General features: G+C 67.9%; 13 protein-coding genes. 4 read left to right on the forward strand and 9 right to left on the reverse strand.

The genetic code is table 11. The features are described 5' to 3' along the window. Positions 1–8: 8 nt before the first annotated feature. Positions 9–1,355, reverse strand: coding sequence for a DNA polymerase III subunit delta' (locus tag QP140_RS07530; protein ID WP_284758948.1), 1,347 nt, complete (start codon positions 1,353–1,355; stop codon positions 9–11). Here QP140_RS07530 and QP140_RS07535 point away from each other — a divergent pair. Then, a complete protein-coding gene (locus tag QP140_RS07535; protein ID WP_284758949.1) occupies positions 1,354–2,880 on the forward strand; it encodes an adenylate/guanylate cyclase domain-containing protein in 1,527 nt (508 codons plus the stop codon). The two genes, QP140_RS07530 and QP140_RS07535, sit on opposite strands and share 2 nt — an antisense overlap. Before the next feature lie 248 nt (positions 2,881–3,128). On the opposite strand, the gene topA is transcribed toward QP140_RS07535, so the two are convergent. Both topA and QP140_RS07545 read right to left on the reverse strand, forming a co-directional pair. Beyond that, positions 3,129–6,050: a type I DNA topoisomerase gene (topA, locus tag QP140_RS07540; protein WP_284758950.1), complete on the reverse strand. Its 2,922-nt coding sequence runs from the start codon at positions 6,048–6,050 to the stop codon at positions 3,129–3,131. Between the two features lie 305 nt (positions 6,051–6,355). Then, a complete protein-coding gene (locus QP140_RS07545) occupies positions 6,356–6,559 on the reverse strand; it encodes a cold-shock protein (protein WP_012361084.1) in 204 nt (67 codons plus the stop codon). A 327-nt stretch (positions 6,560–6,886) separates the two neighbouring features. Here QP140_RS07545 and QP140_RS07550 point away from each other — a divergent pair, with 327 nt between their 5' ends. Beyond that, positions 6,887–9,382, forward strand: a complete 2,496-nt coding sequence (locus QP140_RS07550) for a DEAD/DEAH box helicase (RefSeq protein ID WP_284758951.1) — start codon at positions 6,887–6,889, stop codon at positions 9,380–9,382. Between the two features lie 496 nt (positions 9,383–9,878). Continuing rightward, positions 9,879–11,342 (forward strand): lipase family protein, encoded by a 1,464-nt coding sequence (locus QP140_RS07555; RefSeq protein ID WP_284758953.1) that lies wholly within the window; start codon positions 9,879–9,881, stop codon positions 11,340–11,342. A gap of 18 nt (positions 11,343–11,360) precedes the next feature. Here the strand turns inward: QP140_RS07555 and QP140_RS07560 are convergent, their stop codons facing one another. From QP140_RS07560 to QP140_RS07585, 6 genes are all read right to left on the reverse strand, one after another. Continuing rightward, positions 11,361–11,666: an Rv3654c family TadE-like protein gene (locus QP140_RS07560; protein ID WP_284758954.1), complete on the reverse strand. Its 306-nt coding sequence runs from the start codon at positions 11,664–11,666 to the stop codon at positions 11,361–11,363. Then, on the reverse strand, positions 11,644–11,964 hold the full coding sequence (locus QP140_RS07565; protein ID WP_070760426.1) for a hypothetical protein: 321 nt from the start codon (positions 11,962–11,964) through the stop codon (positions 11,644–11,646). The genes QP140_RS07560 and QP140_RS07565 overlap by 23 nt, the downstream gene beginning before the upstream one ends. Beyond that, a complete protein-coding gene (locus QP140_RS07570; RefSeq protein WP_256374177.1) occupies positions 11,965–12,195 on the reverse strand; it encodes a DUF4244 domain-containing protein in 231 nt (76 codons plus the stop codon). It abuts the gene before it with no gap. Between the two features lie 183 nt (positions 12,196–12,378). After that, the gene (locus tag QP140_RS07575; protein ID WP_284758955.1) at positions 12,379–13,548 is read right to left on the reverse strand and encodes a type II secretion system F family protein; all 1,170 of its coding nucleotides are present in this window, start codon (positions 13,546–13,548) and stop codon (positions 12,379–12,381) included. After that, a complete protein-coding gene (locus tag QP140_RS07580) occupies positions 13,545–14,843 on the reverse strand; it encodes a TadA family conjugal transfer-associated ATPase (protein WP_284758975.1) in 1,299 nt (432 codons plus the stop codon). Before QP140_RS07580 ends, QP140_RS07575 begins: the two co-directional genes overlap by 4 nt. After that, complete coding sequence (locus QP140_RS07585; protein ID WP_284758957.1) at positions 14,830–15,888, reverse strand: hypothetical protein; 1,059 nt, start codon at positions 15,886–15,888, stop codon at positions 14,830–14,832. Before QP140_RS07585 ends, QP140_RS07580 begins: the two co-directional genes overlap by 14 nt. 380 nt (positions 15,889–16,268) lie before the next feature. Here QP140_RS07585 and QP140_RS07590 point away from each other — a divergent pair, with 380 nt between their 5' ends. Beyond that, the gene (locus tag QP140_RS07590) at positions 16,269–17,162 is read left to right on the forward strand and encodes an HAD family hydrolase (RefSeq protein ID WP_284758958.1); all 894 of its coding nucleotides are present in this window, start codon (positions 16,269–16,271) and stop codon (positions 17,160–17,162) included. Positions 17,163–17,183 lie beyond the last annotated feature (21 nt).

A 17,183-nucleotide genomic window follows, 5' to 3' on the forward strand; every position in this document is an offset into this window, starting at 1 on the left:
CGAGCGAGCTAGCTCACCCGGCACGCTTCCCGCAGCGCACCGCCCAGCGCGTCGAGCGCAACCTCCGGTTTCACATTCATCCCCAGGGTCTCCCGGCAGGTCGACACCGCGTCGATACAGCGGACCAGCGCTTCCGGGGAGTTCCGACGCGCGAGCTCCCCCGAGGTAGCGCGCATATCCGGGTGTTGGAACCCACCCACGGGCTGCAGACCATGGGCCGCGGCCGCGATGACGTCGGTGCCACCTGCGGCCCCCTCGGCGGCATCAGCCGAAGCACCCACCGGTTCCACCGCACCTGCTGCCTGCAGCATCGCGTCGCGGTACAAACCCACAACGTCGATCAAGGCCAGATCCAGGGCGTCGCGCACCATCCGGGTGCGGCGGTTCTTCTGCTCCCGCTCCAGCTCCTTCATCTGCCCCGCCGAACCACGCTGTGCTTTCGCAGCACCACGGCCCTTCGCCCCCACGCCCAGGGACTCCTCCAGCGCCTCGCGTTCCTTCGCCTCGACCGCCTCCACCTGGGCGGCGACCTCCTCGGTCGCCTTCGCCACCAGCTGGGAGGTGAAGCTGAACAGGCGCGCGCCCTCGTAGACCATCTGCGGCAGCTTCAGCGCCGTCGCCCGCTTCGTCCGGGCTGCCTCGTCACGCGCCAGGTGCCGGGCTCGGCCAATGTGTCCACCGGAAACCCCAGCGGCCCATCGCGCCTGCTCCTGCGTAATGCCCAGGGAGGCGTCCTGAAGAAGAACATCCTCCACCTGCTGCGGCGACGGGGTCGGAATGTAGACGTGGCGGCAGCGGGAACGCAGCGTGATCGAGATGTCCAGCGGGTCGGTGGACGGGGCGCAGAGCACAAACACGGTGTGCGCGGGTGGCTCCTCCACGGACTTCAGCAGCGCATTCGAACCGGCCTCGTTGAGGCGATCGGCGTCCTCGACCACGACGACCCGCCACCGGGAGACTGTGGGCATCGACGCGGCGGAACTGATGACCTCCCGGACGTCCTCGACGGGGATGACGGAGCCGGTCGTCGCGATCCACACGATGTCCGGGTGCGTGCCGGCGGCCGCGGACTGGCACTGTTCGCACTCCCCGCAGCCCCCATTCGGGCACACCAACCCCGTGGCGAAGGCTTTGGCCGCGATTGAACGACCCGAACCGGGCGGGCCGGTGAATAGCCAGGAGTGCGTCATCGCCTGCGGGTTCGCTACCGCGCCCGCGAGCAGCTCCCGAACCGGCTGGGCGGTGATCTTGCGCCACACGCCACCGCCGGCCAGGGGGTCGAATCCAGAGCTATCCACGTTCACGAAGCACAGTCTAGCCCCCGCTGTAGACGGGTTCGATAATGTAATAGCCATGCAACAATTCGCGCGCTACTTGAAATGGGTCTGGGGCACCTACTGGCCCTTGTATGCCGCGATGATTCTGATGACGAACGTGGTCGGCGCGATCGCCGTCGCGACCTTCCTGCGCTTCCTCATCCCGCTGCGCGGTGCGCGCGAGCTGACCAGCCCAAACACCGTCACCTCGATTGCGTATTTGAGTTATTTCATCTTCGCGATCGTGGCTGGCGTGGTGTTCACGCTGATCTTCTTCGCCCCCGTGCTGCGCTGGCAACGCAACCCCGATGCCTATGACCCCAACATGATCCGGCATCTGGTGCTTCGCATCCCCTTCCTGCAGTCCGTGACGGGCGCGGTGCTGTGGGCCATCGGCGTGGCGATCTTCACCATCGTGGCCGCGCAGTACTCCTCGCGGTGGGCGATCACCGTTGCCGTGACCGCCGTGTTGGGCGGGTTGATGGTGACGTTGATGACGTACATGGAGGCCGAACGGCTGGTTCGTCCCGTCGCCGCCCGCGCCCTCGAGCAGGGTTCCCTGGAGCAGTCCGACCTTTCGCCGATGTCCACCCGCCTCATGGCCACCTGGGTGCTGACCAACGCGGTGCCGGTGCTGGGCATCCTGCTGCTGATTTTCGCGCAGGCCCGGAGCTTCTTCGACGGCTCAATGGAGGACCTGATCCCGGCGCTCGTGGCCCTGGCAGTCACCGCCCTGGTCACCGGTTTCCTGGGTGCGCGCTTGAGCGCGATGAGCGTGGTGGACCCGGTGCGCGAGCTGCAGTTCGCCATCAACCAGGTGCGCCGCGGGAACCTGGAAACCACGGTGCGTATCTACGACTCCTCCGAGATTGGCGTGGTGCAGGCCGGGTTCAACGAGATGATGCGCGGCCTGCAGGAGCGCCAGCAGGTCTCGGACCTCTTCGGCCGCTACGTCGGCACGGAGGTCGCCCGCCGCGCGCTGGAGGAGGACCCGGAGCTGGGCGGCGAGTCCCGCGACGTCGCGGTGCTGTTCGTGGACGTCATCGGCTCCACTGGCTTCGCCACGCAGCGTTCCCCGGAGCACGTCGTCTCCGCGCTCAACGAGTTCTTCGACCGCGTCGTGGAGGTCGTCCACGAGCACAAGGGCATCATCAATAAGTTCCAGGGCGACGCCGCACTCGCCGTTTTCGGTGCCCCGCTGCCCCTTGAGGACGCCGCTGGCCACGCGCTGGCTGCCGCCCGGGAGATGCACTCCAAGCTCACGGATCTGGAGTTCGAGGCGGGCGTTGGCGTGGCTGCAGGTTCGGTCGTCGCCGGTCACATCGGCGCGAAGGATCGATTCGAGTACACCGTGATTGGCGACGCTGTGAACCAGGCGTCCCGGCTGACCGACCTAGCGAAGGACACCCCGGGTCGAGTGCTGACGAGTGCGGCGACGGTGCGGCTGGCTAATGAGGCCGAGCAGCGTCGCTGGACGATGCTGAAGTCTGTGGAGCTGCGCGGCCGCCGCCAGATGACGCAGCTGGCCCGCCCGGTGCGCGCCACTCTCGCGGACCGCCACTAGCCAGCGGGCCGGCCGCTCGGCGGCGGTTTTAGGTCTTCTTGACTGCCACTCAGGGCATCTTCTCACCCATCTTCGTACTTACTTCTCACTGTACGAAGATGAGTACGAAGTTAAGTGAGAAGTTCATGCCGGAGCCAGCAGACACAGCGCACAGCAGAAAGCCCGGGTGGCGGCTCCTACTGGGAGCTACCACCCGGGCCTAGCACTACTTAAGCCCTAGACTTAGGTGCCCTAGCACCGCTTGAGGCCTAAGCCTTCTTGGCCGCCTTCTTCGCGGTCTTCTTGGTGCTGCGCTTCGTGGCCTTCTTGGCCGCCTTCTTCGCAGTCTTCTTCGTGCTCTTGCGGGTGGACTTCGCCGGTCCGGCGGCAGCCTTCTCGGCGTCCTTCGCCCGGCGCTCCGAAAGCAGCTCGTTGGCCCGGGCATCCGTCAGGGTCTCCGGGGTGTCCCCGCGGCGCAGCGACGCATTGGTCGTGCCGTCGGTGACATAAGGCCCGAATCGCCCCTCCTTGACGGACATCGGCTTGCCGGAGACGTCGTTGTCCCCCAGACGCTTCAACGGCGGCTTCGCGGCAGCGCGGCCGCGACGCTTCGGCTCCGCGTAGATGCGACGCGCCTCGTCGAGCGTGATGGTGAACAGCTCCTCCTCGCTGCCCAGGGAGCGCGAGTCCGAGCCCTTCTTCAGGTACGGGCCATAGCGACCGTTCTGCGCGGTGATGACCTCCCCGTCGGCGGGGTCCACGCCCACCTCGCGCGGCAGGCTCATCAGCTTCAGCGCATCCTCCAGGGTGACGGTAGCCGGCTCCATGCTGGCGAACAGCGAGGCCGTCTTCGGCTTCAGCGTCTCGTCGAGGATCTCCTTGATCCGCTTGGCCTTCTTATTCGCGAAGGTCTTGGTCTCACGCGACAGGGGCTTCTTGCCCTCCTTCGCGCGCTCAGCGTCCTCCTCATCGCGCTCGGCGAGGAAGACCTTCTCCGCCTTCGCGGTGACCTCGGCTTCCTCGTCCTCGCCCAGCACCTCGGTGACGTACGGGCCGAAGCGACCCTCGCGGGCCACGATCATGCGCCCGTTCTCCGGGTTGCGGCCCAGCTCGCGGCCGGACTGCGGGGTGGCGAAGAGCTTCTCGGCGACCTCCAGGGTCAGCTCGTCCGGGGTCATGGACTCCGGCAGGTTGGCGCGCTGCGCTTCCTCCTCGCCCTTATCGTTCTTCACCATGCGCTCGAGGTACGGACCGTAACGACCAACGCGGACGACGATCGGCACGCCGTTGGCGTCGTCGAAGAGGTGGAGGGAGTTCACGCGGCGGGCGTCGATGCTCTCCAGGTTCTGGGCGACCACATTCTTCAGGCCGTAGTTCTGGGAGCTGGTGCCACCGCCGAAGTAGAAGCCCTCCAGCCACTTCGTGCGGTCCTCGTTGCCCTCGGCGATGGCGTCGAGCTGGTCCTCCATCGCGGAGGTGAAGTCATAGTCCACCAGCGCGCCGAAGTTCTGCTCCAGCAGGCCAACGACCGCGAAGGCCACCCAGCTGGGGACCAGCGCATTGCCACGGGGCAGGACGTAACCACGATCCTGGATGGTGCGGATGATCGACGCGTAGGTCGATGGGCGCCCGATGCCGAGCTCCTCCATCTTCCGCACGAGGCTGGCCTCGGTATAACGGGCCGGCGGGGTCGTCGTGTGACCGTCCGCGGTGACGCCCTCTGCGGTGAGGAACACGCCCTCGGTGACCTGTGGGAGGCGCTTCTCCGCGTTATCGGCGACGTCCTTACCTTCCGCGGTGCGGGAGACCTCAACGTAGGCCTTCAGGAAGCCCGGGAAGGTGACGGTGCGGCCGGTGGCGGTGAACTCCACCTCGGTGCCCGCCTCCGGCTCGCCGGACGTGCCCGCGATGGTGACCTTCATGGAGGTACCGCGGGCGTCGGCCATCTGGGAGGCGACGGTGCGCTGCCAGATCAGCTCGTAGAGCTTGAATTCCTCGGCATCCAGCTTCTGCGCGAGCTGGCCAGGGGTCTGGAAGCGCTCGCCAGCTGGGCGGATCGCCTCGTGGGCCTCCTGGGAGTTCTTCACCTTGCGGTTGTACTGGCGCGGGCCGTCCGCGACGAACTGCTGGCCGTACAGCTGGGCTGCCTGCGCGCGGGCGGCGTTGATGCCGGCGGTGGACAGCGTCGTGGAGTCCGTACGCATATAGGTGATGTAGCCGTTTTCGTACAGGCGCTGCGCGATGCGCATCGTGCGCTCGGAGGTGAAGCGCAGCTTCCGGCCGGCCTCCTGCTGCAGCGTGGAGGTCATGAACGGCGGGTACGGGCGGCGGGTGTAGGGCTTTTCCTCCACGTTCGCGACGTGCAGTTCCTCGCCCTTAATTCCGGACGCCAGCTGCTTCGCACGCTGTTCGTCCAGGACCAGCGGGGTGCCGGACTTGCTGGCCTTGAGGGTGGCGTCGTCCTTAAAGTCGCGGCCCTGCGCGATGCGCTGGCCGCCCACGGTGGCGAGCTTGGCCTGGAAGGATGCCGGATCACCGTCCAACCGGGCGGCGGGGTCGATCGAGAGCTCGGCGGTCAGGTCCCAGTAGTCGGCGGCGCGGAAGGCCATGCGCTCGCGCTCGCGCTCGACGATCACGCGGGTGGCGACGGACTGCACACGCCCTGCGGACAGGCGTGGCATGACCTTCTTCCACAGCACCGGGGAGACCTCGTAGCCATAAAGGCGGTCGAGCACACGGCGGGACTCCTGGGCATCCACGAGGTTGTAGTCCAGCTCGCGGGTGTTTTCCACGGCCTCGAGGATCGCGGACTTGGTGATCTCGTGGAAAACCATGCGGCGGACCGGGACCTTGGGCTTCAGAACCTCCAGCAGGTGCCAGGCGATGGCCTCGCCCTCGCGGTCGGGGTCTGTTGCGAGCAGCAGCTCGTCGACCTGCTTGAGCTTGGCGCGCAGATCGGCGACGCGCTTCTTCTTATCCGGGGAGACCACATAGAGGGCCTCGAAGCCCTTATCCACGTTCACGCCGAGGCGCGCCCACGGCTCCTTCTTATACTTCGCCGGAACGTCCGCGGCACCGCGTGGGAGGTCACGAATATGCCCAACTGAAGCCTCGACGATGTAATCGGGCCCCAGCATTGGGGCGATCTTCTTGGCCTTAGTTGCAGACTCGACAATGACTAAACGCTTCACGTGACCTCCGCATGGATTTGCTCCTTAGATTGCCACAATAGGCAAGTGATACCTGCTTAGTGGAAATCGGGCGGTGTGTTATCCCCACCTTTGAGGCAGCTCCCCACCCCTGCTGCAACCCCACCGGATGGTGCGAGAAGCCCGAAATAGGTTCTTGCTGCCGTTGGGGACTGAGGTTAGCGGGTGGTGCAGACACGGGGGTGAAGAAAAGCAAAAGGGGACGGTGGAAACCACCGCCCCGGGGCGTTTGCTCTTCGCTGTGCCTACTGCCTAGTCGGCAGTCGGCTGCAGCTCATACTCGCTGCTTACAGCGGCTGGACGTTCTGAGCCTGCGGGCCCTTCGCGCCTTCGCCGACCTCGAATTCGACCTTCTGATCCTCCTCCAGAGTGCGGAAGCCGCTGCTCTGGATCTCGGAGTAGTGGACGAAAAGGTCCGCGGAGCCATCTTCTGGGGCGATGAATCCATAGCCCTTCTCCGCGTTAAACCACTTCACAGTTCCCTGCGCCATTTTCAAACAACCTAACTTTCTTGGCGTACCAGCCCCGCCAACTTTCAGCGGAGCAGGGCCTTCACCGCCACATCAACGGTTGACACCGCGCATGGGATTGGGACCGTCCACCAGTGTGCCATGTTTCTTTCGCCACCGATAGGGGTTTTAGATGAACAATCGGTCGAACGCTTAATGCAGCGCCCCGAGACTGCTTCCGGCTCGCTTCCGGGCAGCCAACGCAACCGCCCCAAGCCGCACCACCCAGTCGCGAGGCACCGCCCCATCAGGCCACCTCGTCAATCCACCCCGCGGTGTGTCTGGTGCTCGGGCTAGACTGCCCTCATCATGGCTGAGCAGTCCTCCACCCCCTCCTCCGGCGCAGGCGGTGCGCCTGATTCCCACGGCGCAGGCAGTGCGCCCCATCCACCCAATCCCGGCAGTGCGCCCAATTCCCTCGGCGCCGAACTCATCGAGGACTTGCGCGCGGCCATGCCGGACTCCACCGTCACGCACGTCCGCCACGTCCCGGCGCGCCTGTCCACCCCCGCGGACTGGCCCGAATGGTCGCTCCCCTCGCTCAGGGAGACGCTGCGCCGAGGTGGCGTCGTACAACCGTGGTCCCACCAGGCCGAAACGGCACAGCACGCGTGGGAGGGCAGGGACGTCATCGTCGCGACCGGAACCGCTTCCGGTAAATCGCTGGGCTACCAGCTGCCGATCCTCACCGCGCTGGCCGAGGATCCGACCGCCACGGCACTGTACCTGGCCCCGACGAAGGCGCTGGCGCAGGACCAGATGCAGGCCCTGGCCCGACTGTGCGCGGCGACCCCAGAGCTCGCGGACGTCATGGTCGCCACCTACGACGGCGACACCCCGCCCGAGGCCCGGCGCGCGATCCGGGAGCAGGCGCGGATCATCGTGACGAATCCGGATATGCTGCACGCCTCGATCCTCGGCAATCCGAAGCGGTGGACACGGCTGCTGAAAACCCTGCGCTACCTGGTGGTTGACGAGTGCCACGTCTACCGCGGGGTCTTCGGTGCACACGTGGCGATGGTGCTGCGGCGGCTGCTGCGGCTCGCCCCGGGGGCTGGTTCTTCCGGTTCGGGGCTGGCTGGTCCGTCGTCGGTGGCAGGCCCATCTTCAGTCGCCGGCTCGGAATCGAGGACGTCAGGCCCCACCGTCATCATGGCCTCCGCGACCAGTGTGGATCCCGCGGCTCATGCGCGTCGGCTGACCGGGCGGGCCGAAGTCGTGGCGGTGACAGAGGACGGCTCGCCGGCGGGTGAGCGCACGATCGCGTTGTGGGAACCCGGATTCCTGGAAGGCGTGGAGGGCGAGCACGGCGCGCCGGTGCGGCGCAGCGCTAACTCGGAAGCTGCGGAGGTCATGGCCCGGGTCATCGCCGCAGGCGCGCGAACCTTGAGCTTCGTCCGCTCCCGTCGCGGGGCGGAGATCGTGGCCCTGGCGGCCGCAGAGGAGCTCGGCGGGATGGGCCGGGCGGAGGATGCCGCGCGCGTGGCTGCCTACCGGGCCGGATACACCCCAGAAGACCGCCGCTACCTGGAAAAGGCCCTGGACGAAGGCGAGCTGCTGGGGGTGGCCGCAACCAACGCACTGGAGCTCGGAATCGACGTGGGCGGGCTGGACGCCGTCGTCGCCGCTGGATTCCCCGGCACCATCGCGAGCTTCCGGCAGCAGGCCGGGCGCGCGGGACGGCGAGGGCAGGGGGCGCTGGTCGTGCTGGTGGGCGCGGATGATCCGATGGATACCTACCTCATCCACCACCCGTCGGACCTGCTGGACCGGGAGGTGGAAAACACGGTCTTCGACCCGCACAATCCTTATGTTTTGGCTGATCACCTGGTGTGCGCGGCTGCGGAGCGCGCGCTGAGCGATGCGGAGATCGCGGCCTGGCAGGGCGAGGCGGTGGCTGAGCACCTGATCTCGCGTGGGGTGCTGCGGCGGCGGCCGCACGGGGTGTTCGCGGACCTGCAGGCAGCAGAGCAGATCCACGGGCAGGTGGCGATCCGCGGCGGGGCGGCGGGCCAGGTGGCGATCGTGGAGTCGGAGTCGGGGCGCATGCTCGGCACGGTGGATGAGGCCCGCGCAGTGTCGGACGTGCACCCCGGCGCGGTGTATGTGCACCAGGGCGAGACCTACCTGGTGGATGACCTAGATCTTTCCGCGGGTGTGGCGTGGCTGCACCAGGCGAGCCCGGAGTACAGCACGCGGGTGAAGCGGGATACGGATATCCAGATTCTGCGCACCCGGGGTACCCGCCAGCTGGCGGACGGTGTGTGGCTGGCGGACCTGAATGTGGAGGTTTCGCACACGGTGACCGGGTTTACCAAGCGGCTGCCGGGTGGGGAGATCATCGATAACGTGCCGCTGGATTACCCGCCGGAGCGGCTGCGCACCCGGGCGGTGGCGTACACGATCGCGCCCGATATTCTGCTTGACCTGGGGCTTCCGGAGCCGACATGGCCAGGGACCTTGCATGCAGCGGAGCACGCGGCGATCGGGCTGCTGCCACTGATCGCGACGTGCGACCGGTGGGATATCGGTGGAGTCTCGATCGTGCAGCACCCGGATACGGGGTTGCCCACGGTGTTCGTGTACGACGGCTATACCGGCGGGGCTGGGTTCGCGGAGAAGGGCTTCGCGGATTTTGGCCGGTGGATGGCCGCAACCGCGGAGGCCGTGGGGGCGTGCGAGTGCGAGGCGGGGTGTCCGTCGTGCGTGCAGTCCCCGAAGTGCGGGAATGGCAATGACCCGCTGTTCAAGACGGGCGCGCTGGAGTTGCTGCGTTTCCTCGCCGCCGCGACGGCACAGGACTAAGCGGCCTAACGGTAGCGGTCCGGCGGTAGCGGCCTAACGTTAGCGGTCCGGCGGTAGCGGCGCAGGGCTAGCGGCCCGACGGTAGCGGCCTCAGCGCCAACCAGCCCAGCCAACCCCCGCCCGGCCCAGCGCTAGCGGCGCGCCGAGCGTCACGAGCCCCGCCCCGCGCTCCATCGGATGCGTTTTGCAGAGTTTGATGCCGCTTTTCACCTGATTTCCGGCATCAAACTCTGCAAAACACCCTGAGGGAGGCTGCGGGGAAGCCAGGGGGGGACGCCGTGCGGTTCCCGTAGGGGAGAAGCTGCAGGGCACCGCGAGGAACCCGTGAAGCCCGCGGGGCCGGGTCCCGTGAGCGCGCAACGCAAGGACACAGCGCGGGGCCGCCGGGCAACGCAGCTCTTTCGGTGAAACGCGCGAGGCGGGCACGCCAGGGCAGCTACTGTGGTGAGAAATATTTACTTTTGCGCCCGAAGCTAATGATCTGGAAGGAACGCCGATGCCCGCTTTTTCTCGCTCACTGAGCACTCGCCCCCGCCGAACCACCGCCGCGCTGAGCGCCGCAACCCTGGCATTCGGGGTTCTTGCCGCGGGGAGCGGGGCCGCCTCCGCTGCCCCTGGCTTCTCCACTGGCGGGGCCGGGAATCCCAACGCGGGCTCCTCTCAGGTCTTCGGCTCCATCGCGGACACCACCCCGCGACCGCTGGTCAGCCTCGGCGATCCGATGCGCGACCCAGCCCCGTACACCAAGCCCACGGCGGATTCCGGCCTGACGTGGAACTCGGTCCCGGCAGCCCCGGGCGAGCACATCGCCCAGGTCCCGCTCGACGAGTCCCTGCGTCTGACCAACGCGGGCGCCCAGTACCGCGTCGCGCACTCCACCACTGACCAGCACGGAAAGGTCGTCGCATCCACGGGCGCGATCTTCCTCCCCAAAGGCACCCCGCCGGAGGGTGGCTGGCCGGTGCTCGCCTGGGCGCACGGCACGGTGGGCATGGATGATGCCTGCGCACCCAGCATCAACGACCGCGGCGAGCGCGATAGCGCGTACCTCAATCACTGGCTTTCCCAGGGCTATGCCATCGTCGCCACGGACTACGCAGGACTCGGCACTCCGGGACTCATGAGCTACCTCAACTCCCAGGCCACCGCGGATTCCGTCGTGGACTCCGTGATCGCCGCCCACAAGGCCGATCTTTCGGCAGCACTCCCCGCAGAGAGCAAGGATCAGCCCGTGCTCTCCAAGAAGTGGGCCGTCATCGGCCAGTCCCAGGGCGGCGGCGCGGCACTGAACGTGGCACACGGTGCGACGTCCCGCTCCCAGCCAGCAGGCCTGGACTTCCGGGGCACCGTCGCCACCGGCGCGCCCGCTTATATCGAGGAGATCGTGCTCGCGGGCGGTCCCACCTTCCCGGCTATCCCGCTGCCAGCTGGCCTGAACAGCTACGCGCTGTACATCCTCGCCGGATTCCGCGAGGCCAACCCCGATATCGACGTGGACTCCGCACTCACCGAGGAGGGCCGCAAGATGGTCGATGCCTCCCTGAAGAGCTGCCTCCCCCAAACCGCGGATGCCGTCCGCGGCACCAACCTCGCCCGCGCGTTCAAGAAGCCGCTGCGGGACGTCCCCGGTCTGCCGGAGGCGCTGCGGACGTACATGGCGACCCCGACCACCGGTTACGACCGGCCGGTCTTCCTCGGCCACGGCCTGGCGGACATGGACGTCCCCACCCCCATCGGCCTCTCCCTGAACACGGAGATGTGGCTCAAGCAGTTCACCGGCAGCCCCCGCAACGCGCGCGTGGAGGTCCGCTGGTACCCGACCGACCACGGAGGCACGGTGCCAGCCTCCCAGGTTCACTCCACCCCCTTCCTGAAGTCCATCTTCGACGACGACGCCGCTCCGGGGCCCGTCGGCTCGCTCGGTTCCGCGGATCCGTCGGGCACCCCCGCGAAGTCCTAGCCCGTAGGGTCCCACGGATCACATCGGGCCCGCCACCGCCGAGGCGTGCCGCCCCTTCACCGCAACCTCCACGCCCACCGTGTCCGGCCCCTCCGGACCCACCTGGCAGCCCACCAGCTCCGCGGCGTTGGCCCGCGCGAGGAGCTCAGCGATCCTGCAGGCATCCGCGTCCCCAGCCACGTGCGCCTGCGCAGCAGACAGCGCCACCAAGTCGGCGGCCACCACCGCCCGCTGGTGCGCGTCCACCTGCCCGAACCCCAGCACGATCACCCCGCACAGGGCGATGAGCCCCAGGATGGAGCTAACTCCCGCTGCCGTCGGCATTGGGCTCCTCCAGGATCGATTCCTCCACGGTGACGTCGAACAGCGGGGCCTGCTTCGTCAGCCGCACCGTCACCATGGACCACGGTGTATCCCCCACGGGCGAGCGCGTGATCTCCACCGCTTCCCCCTCGCGGCCGGTGAGCTCGCCATCGTCCACCCCGAGGGCCGCCATGCGCGCGACATCCCGGGCGCTCGAATGCGCCGCCATACTGGTCGCCAGCGTGCTGAGCCCCGCGACCAGCAGGCCGACGGTCACGGCGATGGCGGTCAGCACGGACGCCCCTTCCACCGTGTTCATCTAATTTCCTTCGCTCAGGGCACGCTCGAAGATGCCGCTGAGCGCACTCTCCACTGCATCCGACGTCACCACCGTGTACAGCAGCGCTCCGAGTGCCGCGGCCGCCACGCAGCCGAGCGCATATTCAATCGTGCTCATCCCAGACTCGTCCTCGTACTGCGCCCTCGCCGCACCCCGAATCCACAACTCAGCGCGCTGAAACAAGCTCAGCCCGCCGGACGTATCCGCCATCGCGATCTCCGTTGTTTGAGTGGCAGTGTTCTTGGTGTTCATGGTCATTGTTCTCTCCCTTTCGGTGTCTTTTCTTTAGCGGTCTTGTGTCGCGTTTTACGTACGCCGTTTTCTCTCGTGGTCTTGCTTTCCCCTCGCTGCGATCCCCCTCCTTGTTCTTTTTCGACGTCGCCCCCGCCGGCCTTAGATCCCCGCCAGCCCGATGACCAGTGGCACCAAGCCAATGAGCACGAATGCCGGCAGGAAACACAGGGTCAGCGGCGCGGCGACAGCGATGAGCACGCGCTCCGCACCCGCCTCGACCTGGTTCAGGCTGTGCTGGCGGATGCGCCGAGCCTGGGCCTTCGCGCCTTCAGCCAGCCTGGTCCCGGCCCTGGTTTGCTGAACCGCCTGGCGTGCCACGGGCCCGTAATGCTCGTGGCCTCTCAGTGGCTCCCAGGCCGCGGGGCCTGCCCCCAGCAGGAGCAGCGGCTCGACGTCGTGGGCGGGCCCCTCCCCGGGTCCGACCGCCACGCCCCATGCCTTGGCCACCGGTAGCCCTGCAGCCAGGGCCAGCGCAAAGACGTCCAGGTGCCGGGCGACAGCCAGGGCCTGACCGGTGGGCCCGGCGCGCCGACCCACCCCACCCAGCACCTTGGCGGTCAGCGCCTCGGTCCACAGCACACCGGCGCAAGCGAGCATCGCCCCGACGAGCAGGAGCCCTAGCCCGATCACGCTGCCGAAGAGCGTGCCACCGGGATCCAGGCCCATGCTCTGGCCGATGCCCACCGCCCCCACGGGCATTGCGAGCAGCAACACTTCCGTGAGCCGGGCTCCGGCCATCGCCGCTGCGGTTTTCTCCTGCTGAGCGGAGTGCGCCTCCAAGTCCGCGACGATGCTGTCCGCCAGTGGTGCGAAACTCATGCCCGTGCGTTCGGCGAGTTCCCAGAGCTCGCAGAACTCCTCAACGTCCTGGGCCACCAGCTCAGCAGGGCTATTCCCCGTTCTTGCCCGAGGTTCGCCACCCTCGCGGCTAGTCGCTCCCTGATCCAGCAGCGCCGCCGCGGGGCTTGCACCCAGGCGCACCTGTGCGGCGATGAGCGCCAGCTGCCCGCCGAGCCGCCCGCCGGCATCTCCGACCTTTCCCTCCGCTTCGGCTTCTTCGTCCTCGCAGTCCACCGCCGCGGACTCCACCGCGTCCGCCACCCGAGCCCCGGCGGCAACCTCCCGAGCGCAGCTGTCCGCGAGATCCCGGAACAGCTCCAACTGCCGGCGCTGGACCCGCCCGTCGCGGATCCGTACGCCCACCCGATAGCCGGTGAACGCCCCCATTGAGGCCACGGCGGTCAGCGTCAACACGATCAACAAGGTCATGGCAGCCCCTCCCAACCGTCGAGGGGACGCCCGTCCCACACTGGTCGGAGCCGCAGCCCACGGGCCTTGGTTCCCGCCGACGCTGTTCCCGACGTTCCCGCCGCTAGACCGTCCTTCATCTCCTCCGTTGCTCTTTCCGTGACCGCGATCGTGGCCACACGCCGCCGCCCACCAGCGCGTTCCAGATGAACGACCACGTCGATCCCATCGGCCGCCTGTGCCTGCAGCGCCTCCGGACTCATCCCCGCCATCGCCCCAAGCGCGGCCAACCGCCCCGGCACCGCGGCCACCGAGTTGGCGTGCATCGTGCCGGCCGACCCGGCGTGCCCCGTATTCAGTGCAACCAATAAGTCCGCGACCTCGGAGCCACGGACCTCGCCCACGACGATCCGGTCCGGCCTCATGCGCAGGCACTGCCGCAGCAGCAGCTGCATCCCGATCTCGCCAGCCCCATCAGCGTTCCCCTCGCGCGCGGCCAGGGCCACGACGTGCGGATGGGTCGGCATGAGCTCCGGGGTGTCCTCCACCAACACGATGCGCTCGTGTTCAGGAACCTCCCCCAGCAGGGCAGCGAGCAGGGTCGTCTTCCCCGTGCCGGTACCACCCGTGACCAGCAGATTCTTGCGCGCGAGCACGATCCTGCGCAGCACGCCGCACACCTCGGCCGGCATCATCCCCGCCTCGCAGAGATCCTCCAGCCCCAGCCGCCCCCTCGTCAGCGTCCGCAGGCTCACGCACGCCCCACCCCGCGCCGGTGGCGAGAGCATCGCATGCACCCGCAGGGCCGCGGCGGGAATCCCGGGCGGCAGGTCGTCGATGATGCCGTCGGCGAAGGGCCGCGCGTCGTCCAGCCGCACCCCACAGACCGCGGCGAGGCGAACCGCGAGCTCCCGCACCTCGGGTTGCTCAAGGCTCACCGGGGTGCGCTCAACACCGTTGCCCCTATCCGCCCACACCGCACCGTCGGGATTGACCACCACGTCGGTCACGCCTGGCTCCGCAAGCACCTCGGTGAGCACGCCCAGGCCGGACAGCTCCCGCTGGATATCCCGCAGTTGCCGCACGGTATCCGGGATATTGTCGTACGACGTCGCCCCGGTCACCGCCTCCATCGCGCTCAGGATCTCGGCCTCGCTGGCCTGCCTGGCACCCTGTACTGCGAGCTGGTGACGCACCTTATCCAGCAGGGAATTATCGACGGCCACCGCTGTGTCAGCGCCCTGCTCCCCGGCTGCACCTGCTTCGGCCCCGCCCGGGATCAGGCGCAGTTTGTTGAGACCATCAGCAATCCACATCACGAGCCCTCCCCCACTCGCTCGCTCCCGGCAGATGCCCCAGGATGCGTAGGCCGAACTGCAGGTCATTGACTCTCGCCTCGCCTGAACACCCGTCCAGCGGTTCCGCGGCGATCGTCCCGTCCCACGGCCATAGCTCAACCGGTAGCCTGCCCAGCATCTGCCGCAGCGCGATCGGGGTCTCCAGCCCTGCTTCCTCCCGTAGGACGCCCACCGCCGGCACATCCACTGCGTCCAGTTCCGCCAGGCAGCGGCCCAGCGCATGCACCCCCGCGACGGTCGGGCGGGTCACGCAGACCACGAGGTCAGCGGCCCGGGCAGCCGGGCACGGGGCATCAGTAGCCGCGCTGTGCGCTTCGGCCTGCCCTGCAGGTGCCACACCCCTAACATCAGCCATCGGGTCCACCCGCCCGCGGTCCACCACCACGACCCCCGCTCGGGGATAGTCCGCGATTCCCGGAGCGGGGTAATCCACCACGAGGTCGGCGTTGGGTTCTGGACGACCACCCACAGCATCGAGCCGCCGGGAGCGGAACCTCAGCCCCGTCCCGCCCGGCGCGACCGGCCAGCCCTCCACCGGAATGTCCTCGCCCTCGTGACCACCGATGCCTCGCTCACCCACGCGCCGCCCCGGCACACCTTCCCAGCCACACAGCAGGTCGAGCCCCACCGAATCCGGATCGGCGTCCACGAGGCTCACCGGGGTGGCGTCCTGAAAAAGGCAGTGCGCCAGGGCCAGCGCGAGGTGCACCGCGAGGCTACTGGTTCCCGCGCCACCCTGCACGCCGTGGACGTGGATGCGCGGCTTGTCGATCGCCCCCAGTTCTTCGGCGAGTTCCAGCGCCCCACCAGCGGTGACGGGCTCGCTCAGGCTCGCAAGGAGGGCGTCGTCGACGCGCCGCAACCTGCGGTGGTGACCATTCGGAAACTTCGACTCCGCCTCGTCCTGGCGCAGCTGCTCCCGCCCGGTCGCCGCAACAGCCATGGCCACCGCGTCAGCGCTATCGTGGTCGGCCACGTCCACGATCACCGGCGTGCGCAGCATGTCCCGCAGCGCCCCAGAGTGCCGCGCTCGGTCTGATCGAAGTAGCTTGCTCCCCCATGCATTCATGGCTTCACTCTCACACGGGGGCACGGGGCACCGACAGACCCGCGAGCAGCCTGTGGACAGCCACCCGCCGGGCCCCGTTCACACCCCGCTATGGCCCCCGAATCCTTGTTTTTCTGTGGATAACCCCGCCCCGCCGCGTCACCGGCCACGCCGCCCACCACTCAGCACGCCCCATCACACGCCGCGCCGCCACGCCATTCACCCCATCACCCATCACGCCGCCACGCCATTCACCCCATCACGCGACCGCCCCCGCCCACCGACCCTGTGAAAACTGTGGACTTTTGTGAATATTGATACCTAGAATTGAGGCCGTGACGCCTCTACCCAGGATCAGCAACCGCATCGCGAGCCGCCGGACAGCCCCAGGTCGCACGGCCCGGCGCACGCTCGCGGTTTTCGACCTGGATAAAACCATCGTGGATACCAGCGCCTCCATGGCCTACGGCCGCCCGATGGCCAAGCGCGGGATCATCACCACGGGGGAAATGTTGCGCATCGGCGCGATGCTGTTCAGCTACATGCTGACCACCCACACGGATGAGAACCTGGACGCCACCAAGGACGCCCTGTCTTCCATGATTCGCAACCGCCCCGCGGCCTCCCTGCGCGCCATCGCGGAGGACGCCCTGCAGGAGGTGCTGATCCCCTACGTTTACGCCGAGGCCCGAGACTTCATCTTCGAGCACCACAAGCTGGGGCACGACGTCGCCATCATCACCGCATCCGCCCGCGTCCTGGTGGACCCCATCGCCCGCGAGCTCCAGGCGGACTACCTGATCGCCACCGAGCTCGAGGAGATCGACGGCACGTATACCGGCAAGGTCCTGCACTTCAACAAGGGGCAGGCGAAGGTGGACAAGCTGATGGAGCTGGTCGAGCGCGGCGGCTACGACCTCTCCCGCAGCTACGCCTACACGGATTCCCACACCGACCTGCCGCTACTTGAGGCGGTCGGCCACCCCTATGCGATCAACCCGGACCGCCAGCTGCGCAAGATCGCCCGCGAGCGGGACTGGCCGATCGAGTACTTCAGCAAGCCCGAGCCCCTCTTCAAGCCGGGGAAGGTCCTGGCAGGCGCGGGGACGCTCGCGTTCCTCGGTGCGGCCGCCACCGGCGTAGTCCTGTGGTTGCGCCAACGTGCTCAGGACGTCGGTTCCGCCAGCACCCCGCAGCTCCTGGCGCGCCTCATGCCGCGCCGCGCCTAGTAAAATCAGCACCCAGCTGAC

The organism is Corynebacterium sp. UMB9976, assembly GCF_030212265.1.
Lineage (GTDB): Bacteria > Actinomycetota > Actinomycetes > Mycobacteriales > Mycobacteriaceae > Corynebacterium.

What these genes read in the sequence shown, in the direction of transcription:
- QP140_RS07535 (WP_284758949.1), top strand. Translation starts at nt 1,354, where the DNA reads ATGCAACAATTCGCGCGCTACTTGAAATGGGTCTGGGGCACCTACTGG.
- QP140_RS07530 (WP_284758948.1), bottom strand. Translation starts at nt 1,355, where the DNA reads ATGGCTATTACATTATCGAACCCGTCTACAGCGGGGGCTAGACTGTGC.
- QP140_RS07545 (WP_012361084.1), bottom strand. Translation starts at nt 6,559, where the DNA reads ATGGCGCAGGGAACTGTGAAGTGGTTTAACGCGGAGAAGGGCTATGGA.
- QP140_RS07550 (WP_284758951.1), top strand. Translation starts at nt 6,887, where the DNA reads ATGGCTGAGCAGTCCTCCACCCCCTCCTCCGGCGCAGGCGGTGCGCCT.
- QP140_RS07555 (WP_284758953.1), top strand. Translation starts at nt 9,879, where the DNA reads ATGCCCGCTTTTTCTCGCTCACTGAGCACTCGCCCCCGCCGAACCACC.
- QP140_RS07560 (WP_284758954.1), bottom strand. Translation starts at nt 11,666, where the DNA reads ATGCCGACGGCAGCGGGAGTTAGCTCCATCCTGGGGCTCATCGCCCTG.
- QP140_RS07565 (WP_070760426.1), bottom strand. Translation starts at nt 11,964, where the DNA reads ATGAACACGGTGGAAGGGGCGTCCGTGCTGACCGCCATCGCCGTGACC.
- QP140_RS07570 (WP_256374177.1), bottom strand. Translation starts at nt 12,195, where the DNA reads ATGGCGGATACGTCCGGCGGGCTGAGCTTGTTTCAGCGCGCTGAGTTG.
- QP140_RS07575 (WP_284758955.1), bottom strand. Translation starts at nt 13,548, where the DNA reads ATGACCTTGTTGATCGTGTTGACGCTGACCGCCGTGGCCTCAATGGGG.
- QP140_RS07580 (WP_284758975.1), bottom strand. Translation starts at nt 14,843, where the DNA reads ATGTGGATTGCTGATGGTCTCAACAAACTGCGCCTGATCCCGGGCGGG.
- QP140_RS07585 (WP_284758957.1), bottom strand. Translation starts at nt 15,888, where the DNA reads ATGCTGCGCACGCCGGTGATCGTGGACGTGGCCGACCACGATAGCGCT.